Below are 21,983 nucleotides of genomic sequence, written 5' to 3' on the forward strand. Positions count from 1 at the left end.
TCCCAGCATCTGGAAGTGTGATCAATCTGAACTGGCCTTGCGTGGGAAGCCCTAACGTAGACTCAATAAACCCCAGCGGGCCGACGTCGTCCCCACCATGATCCAACCTGAGTGACGACAGGAGGCCCGGTGGCCTTTCCGTACCCTCACAGCCCGCAACCGGCCCCGCAGCCGGCCGGGCTCTACGACCCCGCGTACGAGCATGACGCCTGCGGGGTGGCCTTCGTGGCCGACCTGTACGGGCGCCGTTCGCACCAGGTCGTCGCGAACGGCCTCGGGGCGCTGTGCCGGCTGGACCACCGGGGCGCCCGGGGCGCGGAGCACAACACAGGTGACGGCGCCGGGATCATGATCCAGGTGCCGGACGCCTTCCTGCGCGCCACCGTCGGCTTCCCGCTGCCCCCGGCCGGCCAGTACGCCACCGGTCTGGTCTTCCTGCCCGACGACGACGCGGCCGAGGCCCGCGCCCGCCAGGTCGTCGACAAGTACGCGCTTGTCGAGGGCGCCGAGGTGCTCGGCTGGCGGGAGGTGCCGACCGACCCGTCCGGCCTGGGGGAGACCGCGCTCGCGGCGATGCCCCGGGTCCGGCAGCTCTTCCTGGCCGCGCGCCGGCTGACCGACTCGCCCGCCGGCCCGGCCGGCTCCCCGCTGACCGGGCTCGACCTGGACCGGGTGGCGTTCTGCCTGCGCAAGCAGGTCGAGCGGGAGACCGCCGAGCGGGGCCTGCCGGCCTACTTCCCGTCGCTGTCCGGACGGACCATGGTCTTCAAGGGCATGCTCACCCCCGACCAGTTGCCGGCGTTCTATCCGGAGCTGACCGACGAGCGGGTGGTAAGCGCCATCGCGCTCGTGCACTCGCGCTTCTCCACGAACACGTTCCCGTCCTGGCCGCTGGCCCACCCCTACCGTTTCATCGCGCACAACGGCGAGATCAACACGATCCGGGGCAACCGCAACTGGATGCAGGCCCGCGAGGCGCTGCTGCGCAGCCCCGGCATCCCGGGCAACATCCGCCGGGCCTTCCCGGTCTGCACCCCGGCCGCGTCCGACTCCGCCAACTTCGACGAGGTCCTGGAGTTGCTGCACCTGGCCGGGCGGAGCCTGCCGCATGCGGTGCTCATGATGATCCCCGAGGCGTGGGAGAACGACCCGGACATGCGCGCCGACAAGCGCGCGTTCTACCGCTTCCACGCCAGCCTGATGGAGCCGTGGGACGGCCCCGCCTCGGTGGCGTTCACCGACGGCGAGATCGTCGGCGCGGTGCTCGACCGGAACGGCCTGCGCCCGGGCCGCTGGTGGCACACGAGCGACGGGCTGGTGGTGCTCGGCAGCGAGGCGGGCGTGCTCGACCTCGACCCGGCCACAGTGGTGGCCAAGGGGCGGCTCCAGCCGGGGCGGATGTTCCTGGTCGACACCGTCAACGGCCGGATCGTCTCCGACGACGAGATCAAGACCGAGCTGGCCGCCGCCGAGCCCTACCAGGAGTGGCTGCACGCCGGCCTGATCGAGATGGACGACCTGCCGCCGCGCGAGCACATCGTCTACACCCACGACTCGGTGCGCCGCCGGCAGCAGACCTTCGGCTACACCGAGGAGGAGCTGAAGATCCTGCTCGGCCCGATGGCCCGCAGCGGCGCGGAGCCGATCGGCTCGATGGGCACCGACACCCCGATCGCCGCGCTGTCCACCCGGCCGCGGCTGCTCTACGACTACTTCCACCAGCTCTTCGCCCAGGTCACGAACCCGCCGCTGGACGCCATCCGGGAGGAGCTGGTGACCAGCCTGGCGTCCACCATCGGGCCGGAGGGCAACCTGCTCGACCCGGGGCCGGCGAGCTGCCGCCAGATCGTGCTGCCCCACCCGGTGATCGACAACGACGAGCTGGCGAAGATCCTCTCCGTCGACGAGGACGGCGACCTGCCCGGCTTCAAGGCGGTCCGGGTCTCCGGCCTCTACCCGATCCGTGACGGCGGGGCCGGGATCAAGGCCCGACTGACCGAGATCTGCCGGCACGTCTCCGAGGCGATCGAGGACGGCGTACGCATCCTGGTGCTCTCCGACCGGGACTCCACCGCGGACCTGGCCCCGATCCCGTCGCTGCTGCTGACCGCCGCGGTGCACCAGCACCTGGTACGCGAGCAGACCCGCACGCAGGCGGCGCTGATCGTGGAGTCCGGCGACTGCCGGGAGGTGCACCACGCGGCAGTGCTCATCGGGTACGGCGCGGCGGCGGTGAACCCCTACCTCGCGTTCGAGTCGGTGGAGGACATGATCTCCACCGGCACGCTGGCCGGGGTGGACCGGGTCAAGGCGGTCCGCAACTACGTCAAGGCGCTCGGCAAGGGCGTCCTGAAGATCATGTCCAAGATGGGCATCTCGACTGTGTCGTCGTACTGCGGCGCCCAGGTGTTCGAGGCGGTCGGCCTGGACCCCCGCCTGGTCGACCGCTACTTCCGCGGCACGCCGAGCACGATCGGCGGCATCGGGCTGGCCGAGGTCCACGCCGAGGTGGCCGCCCGGCACGCGCTGGCCTGGCCGGCGCCGGGCGCGCAGGCAAACGACCGGCTGGAGGTCGGCGGCGAATACCAGTGGCGTCGCGAGGGCGAGCTGCACCTGTTCAACCCGGAGACGGTCTTCCTGCTCCAGCACGCCACCCGCAGCCGCCAGTACGACGTCTTCCGGCAGTACACCGCGAAGGTCGACGAACTGGCCGCGAAGGCGGGCTCGCTGCGCGGGCTGTTCACGCTGCGCACCGGCGTACGCCCGGCGGTGCCGCTGGACGAGGTCGAGCCGGCCACCGAGATCGTCAAGCGCTTCGCCACCGGCGCCATGTCGTACGGGTCGATCTCGGCCGAGGCGCACGAGACGCTCGCCATCGCGATGAACCGCCTCGGCGGCAAGTCCAACACGGGCGAGGGCGGCGAGGACGTCGAGCGGCTGCACGACCCGGCGCGACGCTCCGCGGTCAAGCAGATCGCCAGCGGCCGGTTCGGCGTGACAAGCGAATACCTGGTCAACGCCGACGACCTCCAGATCAAGATGGCGCAGGGCGCGAAGCCCGGCGAGGGCGGGCAGTTGCCCGGCAACAAGGTGTGGCCGTGGATCGCCCGGACCCGGCATGCCACCCCGGGCGTCGGCCTGATCTCCCCGCCGCCGCACCACGACATCTACTCCATCGAGGACCTGGCCCAGCTCGTGCACGACCTGAAGTGCGTCAACCCGGCCGCCCGGGTGCACGTCAAGCTGGTGAGCGAGGTGGGTGTGGGCACCGTGGCGGCCGGCGTGGCCAAGCTGAAGGCAGACGTCATCCTCATCTCCGGGCACGACGGAGGCACCGGCGCGTCCCCGCTCAACTCGCTCAAGCACGCCGGCACCCCGTGGGAGCTGGGCCTGGCCGAGGCGCAGCAGACACTGCTGCTCAACAAGCTGCGCGACCGGGTCACCGTGCAGGTCGACGGCCAGCTCAAGACCGGCCGGGACGTGCTTGTCGCGGCGCTGCTCGGCGCGGAGGAGTTCGGCTTCGCCACCGCCCCGCTGATCGTCGAGGGCTGCGTGATGATGCGCGTCTGTCACCTGGACACCTGTCCGGTCGGCATCGCCACCCAGAACCCGGTGCTGCGGGAACGGTTCACCGGCAAGCCGGAGTTCGTGGAGAACTTCTTCCTGTTCCTCGCCGAGGAGGTCCGGGGCTACCTGGCCGAGCTGGGCTTCCGGAGCATCGACGAGGCGATCGGGCACACCGAGCTGCTCGACGTCGCCGGCGCGATCGACCACTGGAAGGGCCACGGGCTCGACCTGGGTCGCGTCCTGCACCTGCCCGAGCTGCCCGAGGGCGCGGCCCGGCGCGGGGTGCGCGCCCAGGACCACGGCCTCGACGTGGCGCTCGACAACCAGCTCATCGACCTCGCCGGCCCGGCGCTGCGCGACGGCACCCCGGTCCGGGTCGAGGTCGACGTGCGCAACGAGCACCGCAGCGTCGGCGCGATGCTCGGCGGCGAGGTGACCCGCCGGTTCGGCGGCGCCGGGCTGCCCGAGGACACCGTCGAGTTCCTGCTGCGCGGCACCGCCGGGCAGTCGTTCGGCGCGTTCCTGCCGCGCGGGGTCACCCTGCGCCTGCACGGCGACGCCAACGACTACGTCGGCAAGGGCCTGTCCGGCGGGCGGATCGTGGTCCGGCCGGACGCCGCCGCGCCGTTCGCCGGCCACCACGCCGAGCCGGGCCGCCGCGCCGAGGACCAGATCATCGCCGGCAACACGATCCTCTACGGCGCCACAGGTGGCGAGGTGTTCCTGCGCGGCCGGGTCGGGGAGCGGTTCGCGGTGCGCAACTCCGGCGCGGCGGCCGTGGTCGAGGGCCTCGGCGACCACGGCTGCGAGTACATGACCGGCGGCACGGTGGTGGTGCTCGGCCCGACCGGGCGCAACTTCGCCGCCGGCATGTCCGGTGGCACCGCGTTCGTGCACCGGCTCGACCGGCGGCTGGTGAACGCCGAGCTTGTCGACCTGGCCCCGCTGAGCGACTCCGAACGCAACCGACTGCACGAGCTGGTCCAGCGGCATCTGGCCGAGACCGACTCGACGGTCGCGGAGGCGCTGCTCAAGCGCTGGCCGGAGGCGGTGGAGGAGTTCACCGCCGTGGTGCCCCGGGACTACCGCCGGGTCATGGAGATCATGCGGGCCGCCGAAGCCGCCGGCCGCGACGTCGACGACGCGGTGATGAGCGCGCTCTCACCAGCCCCGGCGCCGGCCGCGCCGCGGGTGGTCGCCCAGGAGGTGGCTCGTGCCTGACCCGAACGGTTTCCTGCGCTACGACAGGCGGCTGCCCGCCCGCCGCCCGGTCCCGGTGCGGATCACCGACTGGCGGGAGGTCTACCCGCCGGCCGGCGAGGAGCTGATCCGCGAGCAGGCCACCAGGTGCATGGACTGCGGCATCCCGTTCTGCCACGACGGCTGCCCGCTCGGCAACCGCATCCCGGACTGGAACGACCTGGTCCGCACCGGCAACTGGGACGCCGCGGTGGAGTCGCTGCACGCGACGAACAACTTCCCCGAGTTCACCGGCCGGCTCTGCCCGGCGCCGTGCGAGGCGGCCTGCGTGCTCGGCCTCGGCGGCCAGCAGCCGGTCACCATCAAGCAGGTCGAGGTGGAGATCGCCGACGCGGCGGTGGCCGGCGACGGGCTGCGGCCCCGGCCCGCGTCGACCCCGACCGGCCGTTCGGTCGCCGTGGTCGGCTCCGGCCCGGCCGGGTTGGCCGCCGCGCAGCAGCTCGCCCGCGCCGGCCACACGGTCACCGTGTACGAGCGCGACGACACCCCCGGCGGCCTCCTCCGCTATGGCATCCCCGACTTCAAGTTGGAAAAGCAGCACGTCGACCGCCGGGTCGTCCAGCTCACCGCCGAGGGGGTGCGCTTCCGCACCGGGGTGAACGTCGGCGTGGACGTGACCGCCGAGCAGTTGCGCGCCGAGCACGACGCGGTGCTGCTGGCCTGCGGCGCGTTGCAGGGCCGGGACACCGCGGAGACGCCGGGTCGGGCGTTGCGCGGCGTGCACCAGGCGATGGCGCACCTGGTGGCCGCGAACAAGGTGGTGGCGGCTGCCGGTGACGGGCGGCCGGCCCCGGCCACCCTGCCGGACGGCACGCCGATCGACGCGGCCGGCAAGCACGTGGTGATCATCGGTGGTGGGGACACCGCCGCGGACTGCCTCGGCGTGGCCCACCGGCAGGGCGCGGCCGGCGTACACCAGCTCGACCTCTACCCGCAGCCCCCGACGGACCGGGACGCCGCCCGGGACCCGTGGCCGACCTGGCCGTGGGTGCTGCGCTCCTACCCGGCACACGAGGAGGGCGGCGAGCGCGTCTTCGCGGTGGCGGTGCAGGAGTTTGTCGACGACGGCACCGGGCAGGTCCGGGCCGTCCGGATCGCCGAGGTGACCGTGGCGAAGGTCGACGGCCGGCGGATCGTCACCGCGCTGCCCGGCTCGGAGCGGGAGATCCCGGCCGACCTGGTGCTGCTCGCGATCGGCTTCGAGGGCACCGAGGAGCAGCCGCTGCTGGCCCAGCTCGGGGTGGACCGCAACGGGCGCGGCGCGATCGACGCCCGCCCCGACTGGCAGGCGGCCGACGGCGTCTTCGTCGCCGGGGACATGCACCGGGGCGCGTCGCTCATCGTCTGGGCGATCGCCGAGGGGCGGGCCGCCGCCGCGGCCGTCCACACGTACCTGGGCGGGGTGGGGGAGCTGCCCGCCCCCGTCACCCCGGCGCGCCAACCACTCGCGGTGTAAGGAGGGGCCCCCGCTTAACGCTTTCGGTATAGGCGGGGGCCCCGCTTAACACCCACCGGACGTGGGTCACGTCTCGTCCGGCGGGACCACGAGGGTGCGAAGATCATCGTTACGCTGCGGACATGGACGTCGAGGTACGCCTGCGGTGGGTGCGCCGCTGGCTCTGGGTCGTGGTGGTGGGTCTCTTCCTCAGCGGGGTGACCGCGTTCCCGCTGGAGATCGAGGTGCGCTGGCTGCTGGCGGCGCTCGACCCGCTCGCCGGCCGGTTCCCCGCGTTGGTGAGCTGGATCGAGCGGGTCCACACCGGCCTGGTGACCGCCGACCGCGACTATCCGTTCCTGCTCTACGGCACCGACTGGCTCGCCTTCGCCCACCTGGTGCTCGCGGTGGCGTTCTGGGGTCCGCTGCGTGATCCGGTACGCAATGTCTGGATGGTCCAGGTGGGACTGATCGCCTGCGCCGGCATCGTGCCGCTGGCGCTGATCTGCGGCCCGATCCGGGACATCCCCTGGCTCTGGACGCTCGTCGACCTGTCGTTCGCGGTCGGCGCGTTCCCGCCGCTCTGGTTCGCCTACCGGCACATCCGCGCCGTCGAGGCGAGCCAAGCGTCGCCGACTGCTCCGGCGCCCGTGCCGGGACCGGTCTGACCGGCGCCGCCAGCTCGGCCCCGGCCGGCCCCGCCCCCGACGGGCGGGACCGGCCGGACCGGTCAGTGGCCGAGCAGGTCGTGCGCCGCCCGGATCTTCGTCCAGGAGGCCGGGCGCGCCGGGGCCGCCGAGGTACGCGCGGCGGCGCCCACCTCGGGGCGGCCGGCGGTGAACAGCCAGGTGGTGAACACCGCGTCCAGGTCCCGGCCGGCGATCCGCTCGGCGAGCGCCTGGAACTGTTCGATGGTGCCGTTGCCGTACTGGTGCTGGGCCGTCCAGGTGCGCAGGATCCGGAAGAACGCCGGGTCGCCGACGGCCAGCCGGATCTGGTGCAGCGCCATCGCGCCCCGGTCGTAGACCGCGTCGTCGAAGACCCGGTCGGCGCCCGGGTCACCGGGGAGCACCTGCCAGAAGTCCGAGTCCGCCGGATAGCTGTCGTAGGTGAAGTCGAACAGCTCCTGCGCGGTGCCCTCGTCCTGCTCCTCCGACCAGAGCCACTCGGCGTACGAGGCGAAGCCCTCGTTGAGCCAGATGTTGCGCCAGTCCGCCACTGAGACCGAGTCGCCGAACCACTGGTGGGCGTTCTCGTGCACGATCACGTAGGGGTTCGAGCCGCGCCGCCAGAAGCCGGGGCCGTAGACCGGCCGGGTCTGCGTCTCCAGGGCGAAGCCGATGCCGTCGATCGGGCCGGCCACGCCGCCCTGCGCCTCGAACGGGTACGGGCCCAGCACCCCGCTCTCCCAGTCGACGATCTCGGCGGTGCGTTCGATGCTGGCCCGGGCGGCGGGCCCGCGCTCGCCGAGCGTGGTGCTGTACGCGTTCACCACCGGCTGCCCGTTCGGCGCGGTGTCAGTGACGATGTCGTACTGCCCGATGACCATGAACGCCTGGTAGGTGGCGCCGGGCTTGACGCTGCGCCAGATCCACCGGGAGCGGTTGCCGGCCTCGGGCAGCGGGTCGCGCGGCTGCACGCCGTTGCTGACCACCTCGACGCCGGTCGGCACCGAGACGGAGATGTCCCAGGTGGCCTTGTCCTTCGGGTGGTCGTTGCTCGGGAACCACCACCAGGCCGACTCGGGCTCGTTCACGGCGAGCGCGCCGTCGGCGGTGCGGGTCCAGCCGGTGTAGCCGTACACCTTGGTCTGAGACGGGATGCCGGCGTACTTCACCACGACGGTGAGCTGCTGACCCTTGAGCACCGACCGGGGTGGGGTGATCACCAGCTCGTGGTCGCCGGCCCGGGCGAAACCGGCGACCCAGCCGTTGACCCGCACCGACTCGACGTCGAGCGCGAAGTCGAGGTTGAACCGGGACAGGTCCTGGGTGGCGGTGGCCAGGATCGTGGTGGTGCCGCTGAGCCGGTCGGTGGCCGGTTCGTAGCGCAGCCGGATGTCGTAGTGGTCGACGTCGTAGCCGCCGTTGCCGTAGTCGGGGAAGTAGCTGTCGCCGAGCCCGGGGCTGCCCGGCGCGGGGGTGGCCGCCGAGACCTGCGGTCGGCCCCATCCGGTCGGGGCGGCCCGGCCGGGTGCGCCGGTCACGGTGGTGACGGCGGTGGTGAGGGTCAGGGCGGCGATCGCCGCCGTGAGTGCGCGTGGCACGGGTGGGACTCCCTCCGTCGGGTGTTCGCCCCGCCAACCTAATCGACACATGTAAACGAAGCCATGTAAGGAGGGGGCCCCTGTTAACGCATTTCGCATAGGAGGGGCCCCCTTTTAACAACTCGCCACGGCATGCGGGTCAGCGGACCGCGGGCGCCAGCCGGCCGACCGTCTTCGACGGGATGGCCGGAGCGCCGGGCACGCCGGGCACCACCTCCGGTGCCGGTCCGATTTGCCGCCGGGGCCGGGTGCGGCGCCCGGACGGTACGGCGAGTGCGGCAAGCGCGGCGGCCAGCGAGATGCCGGTGAGCAGCAGGAATCCGGCGGTGAACCCGGCCTCCCGGGGCAGCCCGCTCGGCTGCGGATTGGCGGTGATCACGGTGCTGGCCAGGGCCGCGCCGATCGCGCCGCCGATGGTGCGGATGTTGGCGTTCATTCCTGTCGCCGCGCCGGTCTGCGAGGCCGGCACGTTGCCCACGATCAGGTTTGCCATCGAGGCGAACGCCAGCCCGACGCCGAGCCCGACCAGGCCGCCGGCCACGGCGACCTGCCAGCGGGTGTCGTGCGCGACGGTGAGCATGGCGGCGGCGGTCACGTTGAACACCGCTCCGGTGCCCAGTTGTGCCTTGGGGCTGAACCGGGACTCCAGCCGCCCGGCCAGCAGGCCGGCGGTGAACATGCCGACGAGCATCGGCAGCATGAGCAGCCCGGCCTGGGTGATGCTGGCGCCGAAGCCGTAGCCGGCGCTTGTCGGGATCTGGGTGAACTGCGGCAGGAAGGCGTAGACGGCGAACATCGAGGCGCCGTAGAGCAGGGCGACCAGGTTTGTGGTCCAGACCGCCGGCAGGCGCATCATCCGCAGGTCGATCAGCGGGTTCGCGGTGCGGGCCTCGACCGCCAGCCAGCCGGCCACGAGCACCGCGGCCAACGCCAGCAGCCCGATGACCGGACCGGAGGTCCAACCCCAGGTGGCGCCCTTGCTGACCGGCAGCAGCAGCGCCACCAGCCAGCCGGAGAGCAGGACGGCGCTGGCCCAGTTGATCCGGCCCGGGGTGCGTACCGGGGAGCGGGGCACGAACCGGTGCGCGGCCACCGCGGTGAGGCCGACCACGATCAGCGGGATCCAGAACAGCCAGCGGTAGCCCAGGGTGGCCACGATCGGCCCGGCGAGGACGACGCCCAGCCCGCCGCCGACCGCCACGACCGCCGAGATCGACGCGACCGCCGAACTCACCCGGGCGGCGGGGAACTCGTCGCGGATGATGCCGAACGACAGCGGGAAGACGGCGCCGCCGATGCCCTGGACCACCCGGGCGGCGATGAGTACGCCGATGTTCGGCGCGACGGCGGCCAGCAGGCAGCCCAGGGCGAGCGCGGCGAGCGAGACGACGAGCATCCGCTCCTTGCCGACCATGTCGCCGACCCGGCCGAGGATCGGCGTGAAGATCGACGCGGAGAGCAGGTAGGCGGTCAGCACCCAGGTCACCGTGTTCGGCGAGGTGTGCAGGTCGTGCTGGATGGTGGGCAGCACCGGCGTGATCAGCGACTGGAGCATCGCGAAGAAGCCGGCGCCGGCGGCGAGGACGAGGAACGTCATCCGGCGCGAGCCGCGCCGGAAGGTGTCGATCATGTAGAACAACTTCCGTTCGGTACGAGGGAGGCCGCTCGCGCGGTGGGGCGGCGGTGGCGGCGCATCGGGCCGGGTCCTCCGGAGTACGCTATCCGGAGGGGTGCCTCCACCAACGTAGTGGAGGGATGCCTCCGGTTGCAAGAGAGAAGGAGTGACACGCGTCATGCCCAGCGCCGACCAGGCGACCGAAGTCTTCGCGCGTCGCCCGAAGCGCGCCGACGCCAGGCGCAACTACGACGCGCTGATCACCGCCGCCCGGGACGTGTTCGGCGAGCAGGGCGCCGGCGCGTCGCTGGAGCAGATCGCCCGCCGGGCCGGCGTCGGCATCGGCACGCTCTACCGCAACTTCCCCCAGCGGCGGGACCTGTTCGAGGCCGTCTACGTCGAGGAGGTGCGCGCCCTGAGCGCCTCCGCCGCCGACCTGGCCGACCTCGACCCGTGGGGCGCCCTGGTCGGCTGGCTGCGCCGGTTCGTCGACTACGTCGGCGCCAAGCGGGCGCTTGCCGACGAGTTGGTGCACGACTCCGAGGTGTTCCGCAACTGCCGCACCGAGATCTACGCCGCGGGTGAGCCGCTGCTGCGCCGCGCCCAGGCCGCCGGCGCCGCCCGGCCGGACGCCGACTTCGACGACGTGGTACGCCTGATCAGCGGCATCGCCGCGTACCAGTTCCCCGATCCGGCCCAGCGTGACCGCGTCCTGGCCATCGCGCTCGACGGCCTGCGCCCGCCGCCGCCTCGCTAGGGCGGCCCCCTTATGTGTTAAGCGGGGCCCCTTCCTATACCTGAGGCGTTAACCGGGGCCCCCTCCTTGCACCTTGCGTGGGTGTCGACAATGGTGCGACACTCGGCGTCACCCGGAGGTGGCCATGCGCGACCCGGCGACCCGGCCGCGGCCCGCCCGGGAGCAACTTCCGGCCGGCGGCCTGGAACTGCTCACCCTGCTGGCCCGGCTGTTGCGGCGGCCCCGCCGCGGCGACCGCAGGCTGCCGCTGCTCTGGCTGCTCCGGCCGGCCGGCGACCGCGCGGTGGCGGCCCTGCTGCGCCGTTTCGCCACCCGTGGCAGCGGACGGCGGGTGCCGCACGCCGTGCTGGACCTGAACGACCGACCGCCCGCCGACGACGTGGCTACGGTGCTGCGGGAACTGCACCGGCAGCTCTCCCTGGAGGCGTTCGGCGCGCCCCGGCTGCGTTTCCGGCACTATCCGCTCGCCGACTGGCTGATGCAGCAGACGCTCGCCGTCGACGTGGACGCCGCGGACAGCGGCCGGGCCTCGCTTGTGCGCCGGCTGCGGGACTGGCGGGGGCGTCGGGTCGGCGACGATCCCCAGATGGGCGGCGGCTCCGCGCTCGCCACCGCGCTGCAACTGCTGCTCTGGCTGCTGCGCCGGGCGGTGCCCGGCGTGGTGTTCCGGATCGCCGTCTCCGGCCGGGTGCCGGTGATCGGCCGGCAGTACCGCTGGTTCATGCGCCAGCAGTATCTCGCGCCCCGGCAGTCGGTGACGTTCCTCGGCTTCGCCGAACGGCTCACCGCCGGCTGGCGCGACGGCGAGCATCCGGCCCAGGTGGAGAAGCTGCTGCTGCACGCGTTCCTGGAGGACCTGCGGCTGGCTTACCGGCGGCGGTTCTGGCGACCGGGGGACTGGCGCCGGACCGCCTACCCGGTGGTGCTGCTCGACGGCGTGGGCCCGGACAACGTCGGGCACACCCTGGTCCGTATCTTCGACGAGGTCCGCAACGAGACCGGCCGCAACGACCCGCTGCTCGTGGTCGCGGTCGCGGCCGAGCCGCCGCCGGAACCGGCCGCGTCCCGGCCGCTGGCGCAGGCCGAGGAGGCGTACGAGGACTGGGCAGAGGCACTGCCGGAACGTCGCCGGCTGCGCCGCTCCGGCGCCTGGCTCATGGTGCTGGCCGCGGAGGAGGACGTCGCCGGCGTACCCACAGGGGTTGCCCCGCCGGCGCTCGTCGCACCGGATCCACCCTGGTGGGCACGGCGGTTCCTGCCCGCGGCGGTGGCCCTCGTGCTGCTCGCCGGGGTGGGCGTCTGGGCGCACGGGCGGTGGGCGTCGGACTGCCGCCCCTGGCCGACCGACCGGGTGGGCGTGCGGCTGGTGGGCGGGGAGTGCGTCGGCTACAGCGACACCGCCGGTCAGGTCTTCAACAGCGAGCCCGGGCAGGACCGGCTGCGGGCGGTGCAGCGGCGCATCTTCGCCCAGAACCGGGCCACCGAGGAGGTGTGGCGGCGCAGCGACCACCGCCGCCCCTATCTGACCCTGGTCTACCTGGGCAGCCTCACCGGCAACCGAACCCGCGCGGACGAGGAGTCGTACGTCTCCGAGCGCGAGGAACTGGAGGGCATGGCCACCGCCCAGTACGCGCTGCTGAAGGAGTCGGCGGCGGCGGACGACGCGGCGCTGCTGCACATCGTGGTGGCCAACGCCGGCCGGCAGATGCGGCACGCCGACGACGCCGTACGCATGCTGGAAGGGCTGGCCCACGACGACCCGACCGTGCTCGGCGTGGTCGGCCTGGTGGACAGCCGCACCAGCACGGCGGCGGCGTTGCGCGAACTCAACCGGATCGGCCTGCCGGTGCTCGCGCCCACCCTGTCCGCCGACCGGATGGACGAGAACTCCAGCCTCTACCTGGCCATGTCCGCGCCCAACCGGGAGCAGGCCCGGATGGTCGAGGCCTACGCCGGGCAGGTGCTGCGGGTGGGGGAGGCGCACGTCTACTGGACCACAGGCGAGGGCAGTTCGCTCACCGACGACCTCTACGTCGGCACGCTCGTCGACGGCCTGCGGGAGCGGTTCGGCGACCGGCTCACCCGGCTCGACGAGTGGCGCAGCGGCCGGCGGCTGACCCAGGAGTGCGGATACTCCGGGATGCTCTTCTTCGCCGGCCGCTGGTCGGAGTTCGACGGGTTCCTGCGGGCGTTGAAGGAGTGCGGCGCGGACCCGCCCCGGCACCTGGTCGCCGACGACTCGGTGAACCGCTACATGGCCAACCCGGGGCTGCGGGCCAGCGCGCCGGGCAACCTGCCGGTCACGTACGTGTCGAAGGCGTCCCTTGCCACCTGCGCCGCGCTGCGGACCGCGCAGGCCGCGCGGGACGACGCCCGGGGCAGTTTCCTCACCTGGATCGGCGCGGCCGACCTGCTCGACCCGCCGCGCTGCCGGGACGGGGCCGGCCCGCCGGTCGGCGAGCGGGTCAGCCTCGCCTACGACGCCGCCATGATGATGGTGCGCGCGCTGGAGAGCCTGGCCGCCCGGCTGCGGCACGCCGACACCGGTCGCCGCTGGGAGCCGCGCGCGGTCAACCCGGTCGGCGTGCACGCCGAGGTGCTGCGGCAGAACGCCGCCGGCGGCTACCCGGGGGTCAGCGGCCTGATCCGGTACGCCCCGGACTCCGGCGAACCGGTCGCCAAGCGACTGGCGCTGCTCACCGTGGCGAAGGTGCCCGACGTGGCCGCCGCTCCGATCGAGGTCTTCCACTGCGGAGTCGCCGACGCGGCGGTTCCCGGTCCCGGTTGCGCTCCCGCGCGGGAATAGATGAATCTTGGTACGCGGACGCCCCTCGGAGGGCGGTTCCGTACCAAGATCTACGGAGGCGAACGGGTGAGCGGCGAGGTGCTGGACGGGTTTTCCATCGGGTTTCTGCCGGGTGGGGTTGGTGAGATGGTGTCGGACTTCGCCACCGAGTGGGAGGACGTCAGCTTCGCCACGCGCGTCTGGGAGCGCCAGGTCGAGGACGGTTACCGGGTCGACCTGCGGGTGCACGTGCTCCGGGGCGAGCGCCTTGCCGACCTGAGCGCGGTCCGCGAGTTCCTCACGGACTATCACGAGCGCGACGGCGGCGCGTGGGAGCTTGCCGACTTCGCGCATCCGGACGGCCCCGGCCTGATCGGTGACGCCGAAGCGTTCTGGCTCGCCGAGCCCGGGGTCGCCGTTGATGTGCTCGTCGATCCGGAAACGGTGGACGCCGGTGCGCTCCGGTCCATTGTTGACGGGGTGGTTCGAGGAGTCCGCTGAAACGCCTCCGGTTTTGTCGTCCACGCTGGGACACGAGTAGGAACGCCAGCGTGGAGGCGGGCCGGGACGACGAGCTGGCTCGGGCCATGGTCGAGGCATTGCAGGACATGCTCGATGACCTCAGGGAGGTGCCGGACGTGGCTGATCGGTTGGCCGCCTATCGCGCCGATCCGGCGAGCGCCATCTCGTGGGAGCAGGCCAAACGCGAGCTTGGCCTGTGACATGGCAAGCGCGGTTCAAGCGGCCGGCTGCTCAATCAGGGCGCGGCTCTCGATCGGCCGCTGACCGATCTTCCGGGCGAACGCGGCTGATCTCTTCCGTAATGAGATCCTCGGCGCTGACCAGGCCGGATGCCACCGCGTAGAGTCGCTCCCGCCAGTCCTGGTCGAAGTCCTGGCCAATGGGCCAGTGTGTGCAGCGGTGCTCAACCGACGAACCGGGCGAACAGCGCCTGCGGGCTCGGCGCCTTGTCGGGGTTGAGGCGATGCAGCTCTTGAGCCGCGCGTCGTAGAGCTGTCCGTACAGGAAGACCGCCAGGGCGAGCCGGTCACCCTTGTAATCGACCAGCAGGGCGAGCCGAGCCTCCGCGCACGGCCACGGGTGCGCGCAGCGTCGGCAGATCCAGAGCGGGCGCATGGACAGATGCGGGCGGGTGCCGATACTCATGCCGGCACTCGCGGCCGTGTGGCGATGGGGGCGCTTCGGCTGACGGTAGGGCGTCCGCCGTGCCGGGTGTTGAGCCAGCTCAGCCCGGCCGGCTGCACGAACAGCTCTCGCTTGGCGACCGCATCACCCCTGCCGTCCAGCTCGTACACCTCGATCCACGCCCAGCCGTCGAAGGTAGGACGATCGATGATCTCGCGAATGACCCGTACCGTGATCGGGCGACAGAACTGCACGCTCGCCGCGCGGTCGAGGCACAGGAGGTCTCCCGCCTTGAGCGGACGAGCGCTCACCGCTCGTCGGGCCCGGTGACGGTGGCCTTGACCAGGCGCGCGAAGACCACCTCCAGACAGGGAAAGTCCTCGCCGCAGCCGCACACCCAGCGGACGACCCGGCGCGGCGGGTGCGCGAAGAGGATGTCCTCGGCGTCCTCGATGTCCTGCGCCGAGACGAAGGAATCACCTGGGGACTCGTCGTTGGTGCGCTCGCCCATCGGGCCTCCCGTCGGGATGCGACGTGTGGTTGACAGGTACGCACGCCCGGCCGTCCGGGGGATTGGCCGGCCGAGCGCTCTGCGCGGTGGGAACGGACCAGCTCCGGTTTGCAGACCTGGGAGCCAGCCAGATGGAGCTTTACACAACTAGTCACGCATAGCAAGGACGACAACACGTTGCTTGTCATGGCAAGTCGCGCGTGATCGAATGGCTGGGCAGACCTGGGAGTACACATGCCCGTCAAACCGAAATGGGAACAGCTCGCGGATCAACTCCGCACTCAGATCCAGTCAGGAGCACTCGCGCCGGGGGACAAGTTGCCGTCCACGTCGCAGCTCAAGGCTGATCACGGCGTCTCGACGACAGTGGTTCGGCAGGCCATTCTCGTGCTGCAGACGCAGGGATGGGTGGAGGGCGTACATGGCCTCGGCGTGTTCGTCGCCGAGCGCCCCGAGCCGTAGTAACGCGGAAGAACGCTAGATCTTGGAAGCGGAAGGCCCCTCTGGGGGCCATTTTCTTCCAAGATCGCCAAGATCCCCAACGGCGCAAGCCGTTTGTCCGGGCCAGCCGGCGGCTTGGAGGGCGGCTCGTAACTGGCCGATCACCGCTTCCGGATCGTTGCGCAGGGCCCAGGAGGGGAATCGGAGGACGCGGTCGCCCTCGATCCAGAGCGCATTCTGCCGGCGCATGTCCGCCCAGGCGTGCGCCGGGTCGAGATGCTGCCCGCCGTCCACCTCGACGTGCACCCGCCACTCGTCGAAGTAGGCGTCGAGGTAGCGTCGCCGGCCCATGGCGTCGCGCCGGACCACCTGGCGGGTCGGCTCGGGTAGGCCGGCGCGACGCACGAGGTCGAGCAGGTTCAACTCGCCCAGCGAATGCGCTCCGCCGGCCGCGTCCGTGGCGGTGGACAGGAGGAGTCGTCGGCGGCGGACCCGTGGCATCCGACTCAGCACCTCGTGCAGGTCGTCACCGCCCACCAGCCGTTGCTGGAACGCCGCCGCCACGATCGCCCGGGACTGCGCGTCGGTAGCTGCCCACTGGGCCGCGTCGATCACCGATCGCGCAGCCGTCGTCCGGGGCGGCTGGCCGACCCGCACCACGTCACCGTCGGGCAGGTGAGTGGTCCGGTGTGCTCGTACGCCGGTCGGCAGCGGAGCACGACGGCAGGTGGCGGGCATGAGCAGATGAACGACGCGGTCCGGAAACCCACGTAGCCCGCCGGCCTGGGCGGCGGTGATGCCGCCGAGCAGCGCGGTCGGGCCGGCGGCCAGCACCGCGATCCACCGGAGCTGAGCGGGACCGACGGGGCCGTTGTGCGCGACGAGAACCGCTCGGTGAGCCTGACGCCATCGACGGCTGGCCACCCGATGCCGGATCGCCTTGCGCGTGAGGTGCGCCTGTGCCTGGCCGAGGCTGAGCACGCCGTCCTGACGGAACAACAACCAGGTCAGCTCATCCGCGTCGTCCGACGGCAGCGCCCGCCGCATCCCCGCCCACGAGTTCCCCACCCACCCAAGGCTGCCGTCCACAGGGGTCGCCGCGCGGCCCCTGTGGACAACGCTCGTAGATCTTGGAGGATAGCGGCCCCCGGAGGGGCCGATCCCTTCCAAGATCTACAACTGAGCCGGCCCCCTCAGCGGTGCGCGTTGCTCGGGCGCCCCCACGGACCGGTGATCGCGAACACGTACCCGGGGCTCTGGATGTTCGCGAACAGGATCTTCCCGTCCGCGCTGAACGTCGGCCCGGTGAACTCGCTGTCGTTCAGCTCGTTGCGGGCCAGCGGGTACGCCTTGCCCTGCTCGGTGATCCCCACCAGGTGCGACACGCCCTCGCCGTCCTCGGCCAGGATCACCCCGCCGTACGGGGAGACGGTGATGTTGTCCGGCCCGTCGTAGTTGCCGTGGTCGCCCTCCGGGTCGGTGTTCACCCCGAAGATGGTCTTCAGCGTCACGGTCTGCCGCCGCGGGTCGTAGAACCAGACCTGGCCGTCGTGCTCGTTGACGCTGCCGTCGCTGTGCCGGGCGTAGCTGGCCACGAAGTACGCGCCGCCGTCGCCCCACCAGGCGCCCTCCAGTTTGCGGCTGCGGGTCACCTCGGCGTCGGTGAACTGCTTGCGCACCGACACGGTCCGGGCGTCCCGGTCCGGCACCTGCACCCACTCCACCTGGTAGCGGGTACCGGGCGTGGTGGCTTCGGACAGGTCGGCCACGTGCGCGTCGCCCCGCCGGCAGCGCATCGCTTCGAGGCTGCCGGCGGTGCCGCCGTCGGGCCGCTGGGCGAGCGCCCGCAGCGCGCCCTTGCCGGCCCGGAAACCGGGCGGCGGCGTCCACCGGAAGTAGAGGCCGTTCGGGCCGCTCGCGTCCTCGGTCAGATAGATCGAGTGGGTGTACGGGTCGACCGCCACCGCCTCGTGGGAGTAGCGGCCGAGGAACGTCAGCGCCACCGGGTCGGTGTTGGCGGCCCGGTCGTGCGGGTCGACCTCGAAGACGTACCCGTGGTCCTTCTGGAACTGACCGCCGGCCCGCTGCTCGGTCTCCTCGCAGGTCAGCCACGTGCCCCACGGGGTGATGCCGCCGGCGCAGTTGTTGTGCGTGCCGGCCACGCTCGCATATTCGCGCAGCCGCCGGCCGTGCTTGTCCACCTCGATGGTGGTGGTGCCGCCGCGCGCGCCGGGGTCGTAGGTGAGGCCGGGCAGCGCCGGCACCGGGTACGGCTCGTCGCCGCCGATCTCGTGGTTGTTCACGAGCACCGACCCGCGCGGGCCGCGGAAGCAGCCGGTGCCGTCGGCGTCGCTCGGGGTCGCCTGCCCCGATTCGAGCAGCGTCGCGCCCGCCTGGGCGACGACGGTGTACCGGAAGCCCGGCGGCAGCGCCAGCAGCCCGGCCGGGTCGGGCACCAGGTCGCCGTAGCCGGCGGCGGGGCGGCACGCGGCCCGGGCCGCCGCCGGGCCGGCGATGGCGTCCAGGTTGCCGGCCACCACGATGCCGAGGCCGCCGGCCGCGCCGCCCAGCAGGGACCGCCGGGAAAGGGGAGAGGAGGTCACGTCGTCGCCTTCCTGTGCACACGAGGTTGCCCTGGCAGGCAAGCCGGGCCAGGGGAACGGCGGGCGGCGGGGCCGGCCCCGGCCGGGTGAACAGTGGACGAATCCCGGGTGCCGAGCACGCCGTGCCCTCGCGATGCGCGTCCGTTAGGGTTCCCTCGATCGCAGATGGTGGCGTCGGAGGGCGGACGGGGTGAACAGGCTCGCGGCGGCGTACCGGCAGGCGGTCGAGAGGCATCGGGCGGCGCTGCGGCACTGGGAGGCGGCCCGGCGGATGCTGAGCGCCGCCGGCCCGGCCCCCGTCGGCAGCCCCGAACTGGTCGCCCGGCTGGCCCGCCTGGGCGGGGAGCTGGCCACCGCGGTGCCCGGCACCGCCCGCGTCGCGACCCACCCCGCGCCGGTACGCCTCGGCGTCGCGACCACTGTCGACGGCGCGTTCCCGGTGCTCGTGCCGGTGGGGGCCGGCGCCCACCTGGCGATCGACGCCGACGCCCGTGACCCGCGGGTCGGTGAGCTGCTGCGCGTGGCGGTGGTGCGGCTGCTCACCGCCGCACCGGCCGGCGCGGTCCGGGTGGTCGGCCTCGACCAGGCCGCGTTCGGCGCGGCGTTCCTGCCGCTGCGCCCGCTGCACGACGCCGGGGTGCTCGGCGCGACGGCGACCACCGAGGCGGAGACGACCGCGCTGCTTGATGCCGCCGAGCGCCATGCGCGTACCGCCCAGCGGGCCGACCCGGAGGACCGCGAGCTGCTCGTGGTGGTCGTCGCGTCGGCGCCGCCGGCGCGGGAACTGGCCCGGCTGGCCGCGCTCACCCACGCCGGCCCGGCCGCGGCGGTGTGCGTGCTGCTGGCCGGGGCACGCGGGGCGCCGCCGCTGGGCGCGACCACCCACTTGCGGGTCACCGAGCGCTACACGCTCGTCGGCGACCCGCCGGGGCGCCGGTTCAGCGTCGACGGCAGCGGCCTGGCCGCGCCCGTGGTGCTCGACGGCGGCCCGTCGCACGCGGCGGTGACCGCGCTGGCCCGCCGGCTCGCCGAGGCCGCCGACGACTCCTCCGGCATCATGTTCGCCGACCTGCTGCCGCCGGCCCGCTGGACCGAGTCGGCCGGCGCGGGGCTGCGCACGGTGCTCGGCCGGGCGGGGCGGAAAGCGGTGAGCGTGGCGTTCGACGACACCACGCCGCACTGGCTGGTCGGCGGGCGCACCGGCGCCGGCAAAACGGTCCTGCTGCTCGATGTGCTCTACGGGCTGGCCGCCCGCTACTCCCCGGCCGAGCTGCGGCTGATGCTGCTCGACTTCAAGGAGGGCGTCAGCTTCACCGAGTTCGTGCCGACCCCGCGTGACCCGTCCTGGCTGCCACACGCCGGGGCGGTCGGCATCGAGTCCGACCGCGAGTACGGGGTGGCAGTGCTCCGGGAGCTGCGCGCCGAGCTGACCCGCCGGGCCGAGCTGCTCAAGCGCCACGGCGTCAGCCGGCTCGCCGACGTGCCGCCGAACGCCAGGCCGCCCCGGATCGTCACCGTCATCGACGAGTTCCAGGTGCTGTTCGCCGGCAACGACGCGCTGGCCCGGCAGGCCGTCGACCTGATCGAGGAACTGGCCCGCAAGGGTCGCTCGTACGGCCTGCACCTGGTCCTGGCCAGTCAGAGCACCACAGGCGTCGAGGCCCTCTACGGCCGCGCCGAGGCCATCTTCGGCCAGTTCCCGCTGCGCATCGCGCTTCCCGGCGGGGACGCCGTGCTGGACCCGCGCAACGACGCCGCGCGCGGGCTGACCGTCGGCACGGCCGTGGTGAACACCGCCGCCGGCGCGCCCGGCGCGGACATCGAGGTGCGCTTCCCCGACGCGCACGCCGCCGCGGTCGACCTCGCGGCGCTGCGCCACGAGCTGCACGCGGCCCGGCCGGAGGGGTCGCACCCGCCGGCGGTCTTCCGCGGCCACGACACGCCCCGGCTCACCGACGACCCCGCCTGGGCGGCGCTGACCCCCGGCGCCGATCCGCCGTACGCCCTGGTCGGCCGCCTGGTGGACGTCGCCGGCAGCCCGGCCGGGTTCGCCCTCGACGCCAGCCCCGGCCGGCACCTGGCCGTCGTCGGCACCGCCGCCACCGGCGCGGAGATGCTCAGGTGCGCGGCCCTGGCGCTGGCCCGGCAGCACGTCCCGGGCACCGCCCGGTTCCTGTTCGCCCCGCTGGCCCCCGGCACCACCGACCTCGCCGACGACCTCGCCATGACGCTCGCCGCCGCCGGCCACCCGGTCCGCCGGCTCGACGCCGACGCGCTGCGCGCGTTCCTCGCCGAGGCGGCCGGCGACGCCTCCGGCCCGGACCGCACCTACCTGGTGGGCTTCGGCATGGACGGCGCCGCCGGCACGCTCGCCGCCACCGACCCGGGCACGTTCCGCTCCGGCCACGACGACCTGCGCGCGGTGCTGCGGCACGGCCCGGCGCGCGGCGTGCACGTGCTCGGCTGGTGGCGCGGGTTGCGCCGGCTCGCCGACGACCTCGGCGGCAGCGGGCACCGCGACGACGTGACCGGCCTGGTCGCGTTGAACGTGCCGGCCGCCGACCTGGGCCTGCACCTCGGGGTGCACGACCTCGCCTACACCCCGCGTGACGGCCGCGCCCTGCTCGTCGACCGGCACGAGCACCGCACCGCCCTGATCGTGCCGTTCGCCGCCGAGAGCGTTGACTCATGAGCGGGTTCGACGACTACGCGGCGCTGCTGCGGGAGCTGTCCACCCGGCAGCGGGGCGGGGAGCGGGCGATCGCCGCCGAGGCGGAGCGCCGGCGCGACCTCCAGTCCGGCGTGGACACGGTCGGGCGGCGGTTGGCCGCCCAGGGGGAGCGCCTGGACCGGCTGGGGGAGGCGGTGGGCGTGCCGATCCGGTCGGTTCCGGAGGCGGCCGGCCCACCCGTCGGGCCCGGATCGGTGGCCGGTTCGCCCGCTGGACCCGGATCGGTGGCCGGTTCGCCTGTCGGGCCCGGATCTGGGGACGGGGTGACCGGCGGCGCAGCCGCCGCGCCGGGGCAGCCGGGGGTCGGGGCGTACCCCGAGGGGGGCGGGACCGCGCCGGTGGGTGACCCGGCGGCGGAGCTGGCGGTGGCCGGGCGGCTGGCCGACGAGGCGGACCGGCACGGGCAGGAGGCGGAGGCGCTGGCGCGCCGGCCGGTGCTGCTGCCGACCTGGTCCGCGCCGGCCCGGGCGGTCGCCGTCTACGCCGGGTGCGCGCTCGTCGGGTCGCTGCTGATGCTCGTCGCGCTTGTCGGCACGCCGCTGCCGATCTCCGGGATGGACCTGGTGGCGGCGGTGTCGTGCGCGGGCGTGCCGTTGATGTCCTTCGTGGCCGGTCAGCTCGTGCTGGCCAGGTGGGGACGCCCGGTGCTCGCCGACGGTGAGGCCCCAACCGGGCGCTACGTGCCGCTCGGCTTCGTGATCTGCGCGCTGGTCTCCCCGTCGCTGTTCTGCGTCTACCTGCTCCTGTTCCGCCTCCTGCGCTGAGCGCCCACCTCCCCGCACGGGGCGGCGATCATGAAGTTGGCGGCGCCGACGGAGATCAACAACGCCGTCAACTTCATGATCACCGCATCGGGGGTGGGGTGG

Annotated in this window: 17 protein-coding genes; 10 read left to right on the forward strand and 7 right to left on the reverse strand. The window is 73.2% G+C overall.

Translation table 11 applies throughout. From position 1 onward, the window contains the following. Positions 1–129 precede the first annotated feature (129 nt). The 3 genes from gltB (at position 130) to SM450_RS20185 (ending at position 6,930) form a co-directional block, all read left to right on the forward strand. Positions 130–4,788: a glutamate synthase large subunit gene (gltB, locus tag SM450_RS20175; protein ID WP_474621292.1), complete on the forward strand. Its 4,659-nt coding sequence runs from the start codon at positions 130–132 to the stop codon at positions 4,786–4,788. After that, positions 4,781–6,283 carry a glutamate synthase subunit beta gene (locus SM450_RS20180; protein ID WP_474621293.1) on the forward strand — a complete coding sequence of 501 codons (1,503 nt, stop codon included), beginning with the start codon at positions 4,781–4,783 and terminating at the stop codon, positions 6,281–6,283. Before gltB ends, SM450_RS20180 begins: the two co-directional genes overlap by 8 nt. A gap of 122 nt (positions 6,284–6,405) precedes the next feature. Next, the gene (locus tag SM450_RS20185) at positions 6,406–6,930 is read left to right on the forward strand and encodes a hypothetical protein (RefSeq protein ID WP_474621294.1); all 525 of its coding nucleotides are present in this window, start codon (positions 6,406–6,408) and stop codon (positions 6,928–6,930) included. A gap of 62 nt (positions 6,931–6,992) precedes the next feature. Here SM450_RS20185 and SM450_RS20190 read toward each other — a convergent pair whose 3' ends face one another. Next, entirely contained in the window at positions 6,993–8,528 is a 1,536-nt protein-coding gene (locus SM450_RS20190; RefSeq protein ID WP_474621295.1) for a M1 family metallopeptidase, read from the reverse strand. A gap of 139 nt (positions 8,529–8,667) precedes the next feature. After that, entirely contained in the window at positions 8,668–10,158 is a 1,491-nt protein-coding gene (locus SM450_RS20195; protein ID WP_474621296.1) for an MFS transporter, read from the reverse strand. A gap of 163 nt (positions 10,159–10,321) precedes the next feature. Between SM450_RS20195 and SM450_RS20200 the strand changes: the two genes are divergently transcribed. The 4 genes from SM450_RS20200 (at position 10,322) to SM450_RS20215 (ending at position 14,407) form a co-directional block, all read left to right on the forward strand. After that, entirely contained in the window at positions 10,322–10,900 is a 579-nt protein-coding gene (locus SM450_RS20200) for a TetR/AcrR family transcriptional regulator (protein ID WP_474621297.1), read from the forward strand. A gap of 124 nt (positions 10,901–11,024) precedes the next feature. Further along, positions 11,025–13,706, forward strand: coding sequence for a hypothetical protein (locus SM450_RS20205; RefSeq protein WP_474621298.1), 2,682 nt, complete (start codon positions 11,025–11,027; stop codon positions 13,704–13,706). Between the two features lie 66 nt (positions 13,707–13,772). Further along, positions 13,773–14,186 carry a hypothetical protein gene (locus SM450_RS20210; RefSeq protein WP_474621299.1) on the forward strand — a complete coding sequence of 138 codons (414 nt, stop codon included), beginning with the start codon at positions 13,773–13,775 and terminating at the stop codon, positions 14,184–14,186. A 50-nt stretch (positions 14,187–14,236) separates the two neighbouring features. After that, positions 14,237–14,407, forward strand: coding sequence for a hypothetical protein (locus SM450_RS20215; protein WP_474621300.1), 171 nt, complete (start codon positions 14,237–14,239; stop codon positions 14,405–14,407). A 31-nt stretch (positions 14,408–14,438) separates the two neighbouring features. On the opposite strand, the gene SM450_RS20220 is transcribed toward SM450_RS20215, so the two are convergent. The 3 genes from SM450_RS20220 to SM450_RS20230 are packed head-to-tail and all read right to left on the reverse strand — an operon-like array spanning position 14,439 to position 15,342. After that, the gene (locus SM450_RS20220) at positions 14,439–14,852 is read right to left on the reverse strand and encodes a hypothetical protein (protein ID WP_474621301.1); all 414 of its coding nucleotides are present in this window, start codon (positions 14,850–14,852) and stop codon (positions 14,439–14,441) included. Next, positions 14,849–15,142, reverse strand: coding sequence for a hypothetical protein (locus SM450_RS20225; RefSeq protein ID WP_474621302.1), 294 nt, complete (start codon positions 15,140–15,142; stop codon positions 14,849–14,851). The genes SM450_RS20220 and SM450_RS20225 overlap by 4 nt, the downstream gene beginning before the upstream one ends. After that, positions 15,139–15,342 (reverse strand): hypothetical protein, encoded by a 204-nt coding sequence (locus SM450_RS20230; RefSeq protein ID WP_474621303.1) that lies wholly within the window; start codon positions 15,340–15,342, stop codon positions 15,139–15,141. Before SM450_RS20230 ends, SM450_RS20225 begins: the two co-directional genes overlap by 4 nt. A 234-nt stretch (positions 15,343–15,576) precedes the next feature. Between SM450_RS20230 and SM450_RS20235 the strand changes: the two genes are divergently transcribed. Next, positions 15,577–15,804, forward strand: a complete 228-nt coding sequence (locus tag SM450_RS20235; RefSeq protein WP_474621304.1) for a winged helix-turn-helix domain-containing protein — start codon at positions 15,577–15,579, stop codon at positions 15,802–15,804. 15 nt (positions 15,805–15,819) lie between these two features. Here the strand turns inward: SM450_RS20235 and SM450_RS20240 are convergent, their stop codons facing one another. Continuing rightward, positions 15,820–16,851, reverse strand: coding sequence for an endonuclease domain-containing protein (locus SM450_RS20240; RefSeq protein WP_474621305.1), 1,032 nt, complete (start codon positions 16,849–16,851; stop codon positions 15,820–15,822). Between the two features lie 125 nt (positions 16,852–16,976). Continuing rightward, positions 16,977–18,386 (reverse strand): alkaline phosphatase PhoX, encoded by a 1,410-nt coding sequence (locus SM450_RS20245; protein WP_474621306.1) that lies wholly within the window; start codon positions 18,384–18,386, stop codon positions 16,977–16,979. 190 nt (positions 18,387–18,576) lie between these two features. Here SM450_RS20245 and SM450_RS20250 point away from each other — a divergent pair, with 190 nt between their 5' ends. Continuing rightward, entirely contained in the window at positions 18,577–21,078 is a 2,502-nt protein-coding gene (locus tag SM450_RS20250) for an FtsK/SpoIIIE domain-containing protein (RefSeq protein WP_474621307.1), read from the forward strand. Beyond that, the gene (locus SM450_RS20255; protein WP_474621308.1) at positions 21,075–21,881 is read left to right on the forward strand and encodes a hypothetical protein; all 807 of its coding nucleotides are present in this window, start codon (positions 21,075–21,077) and stop codon (positions 21,879–21,881) included. The genes SM450_RS20250 and SM450_RS20255 overlap by 4 nt, the downstream gene beginning before the upstream one ends. Positions 21,882–21,983: the final 102 nt, after the last annotated feature.

This window comes from Micromonospora marincola, assembly GCF_056150385.1.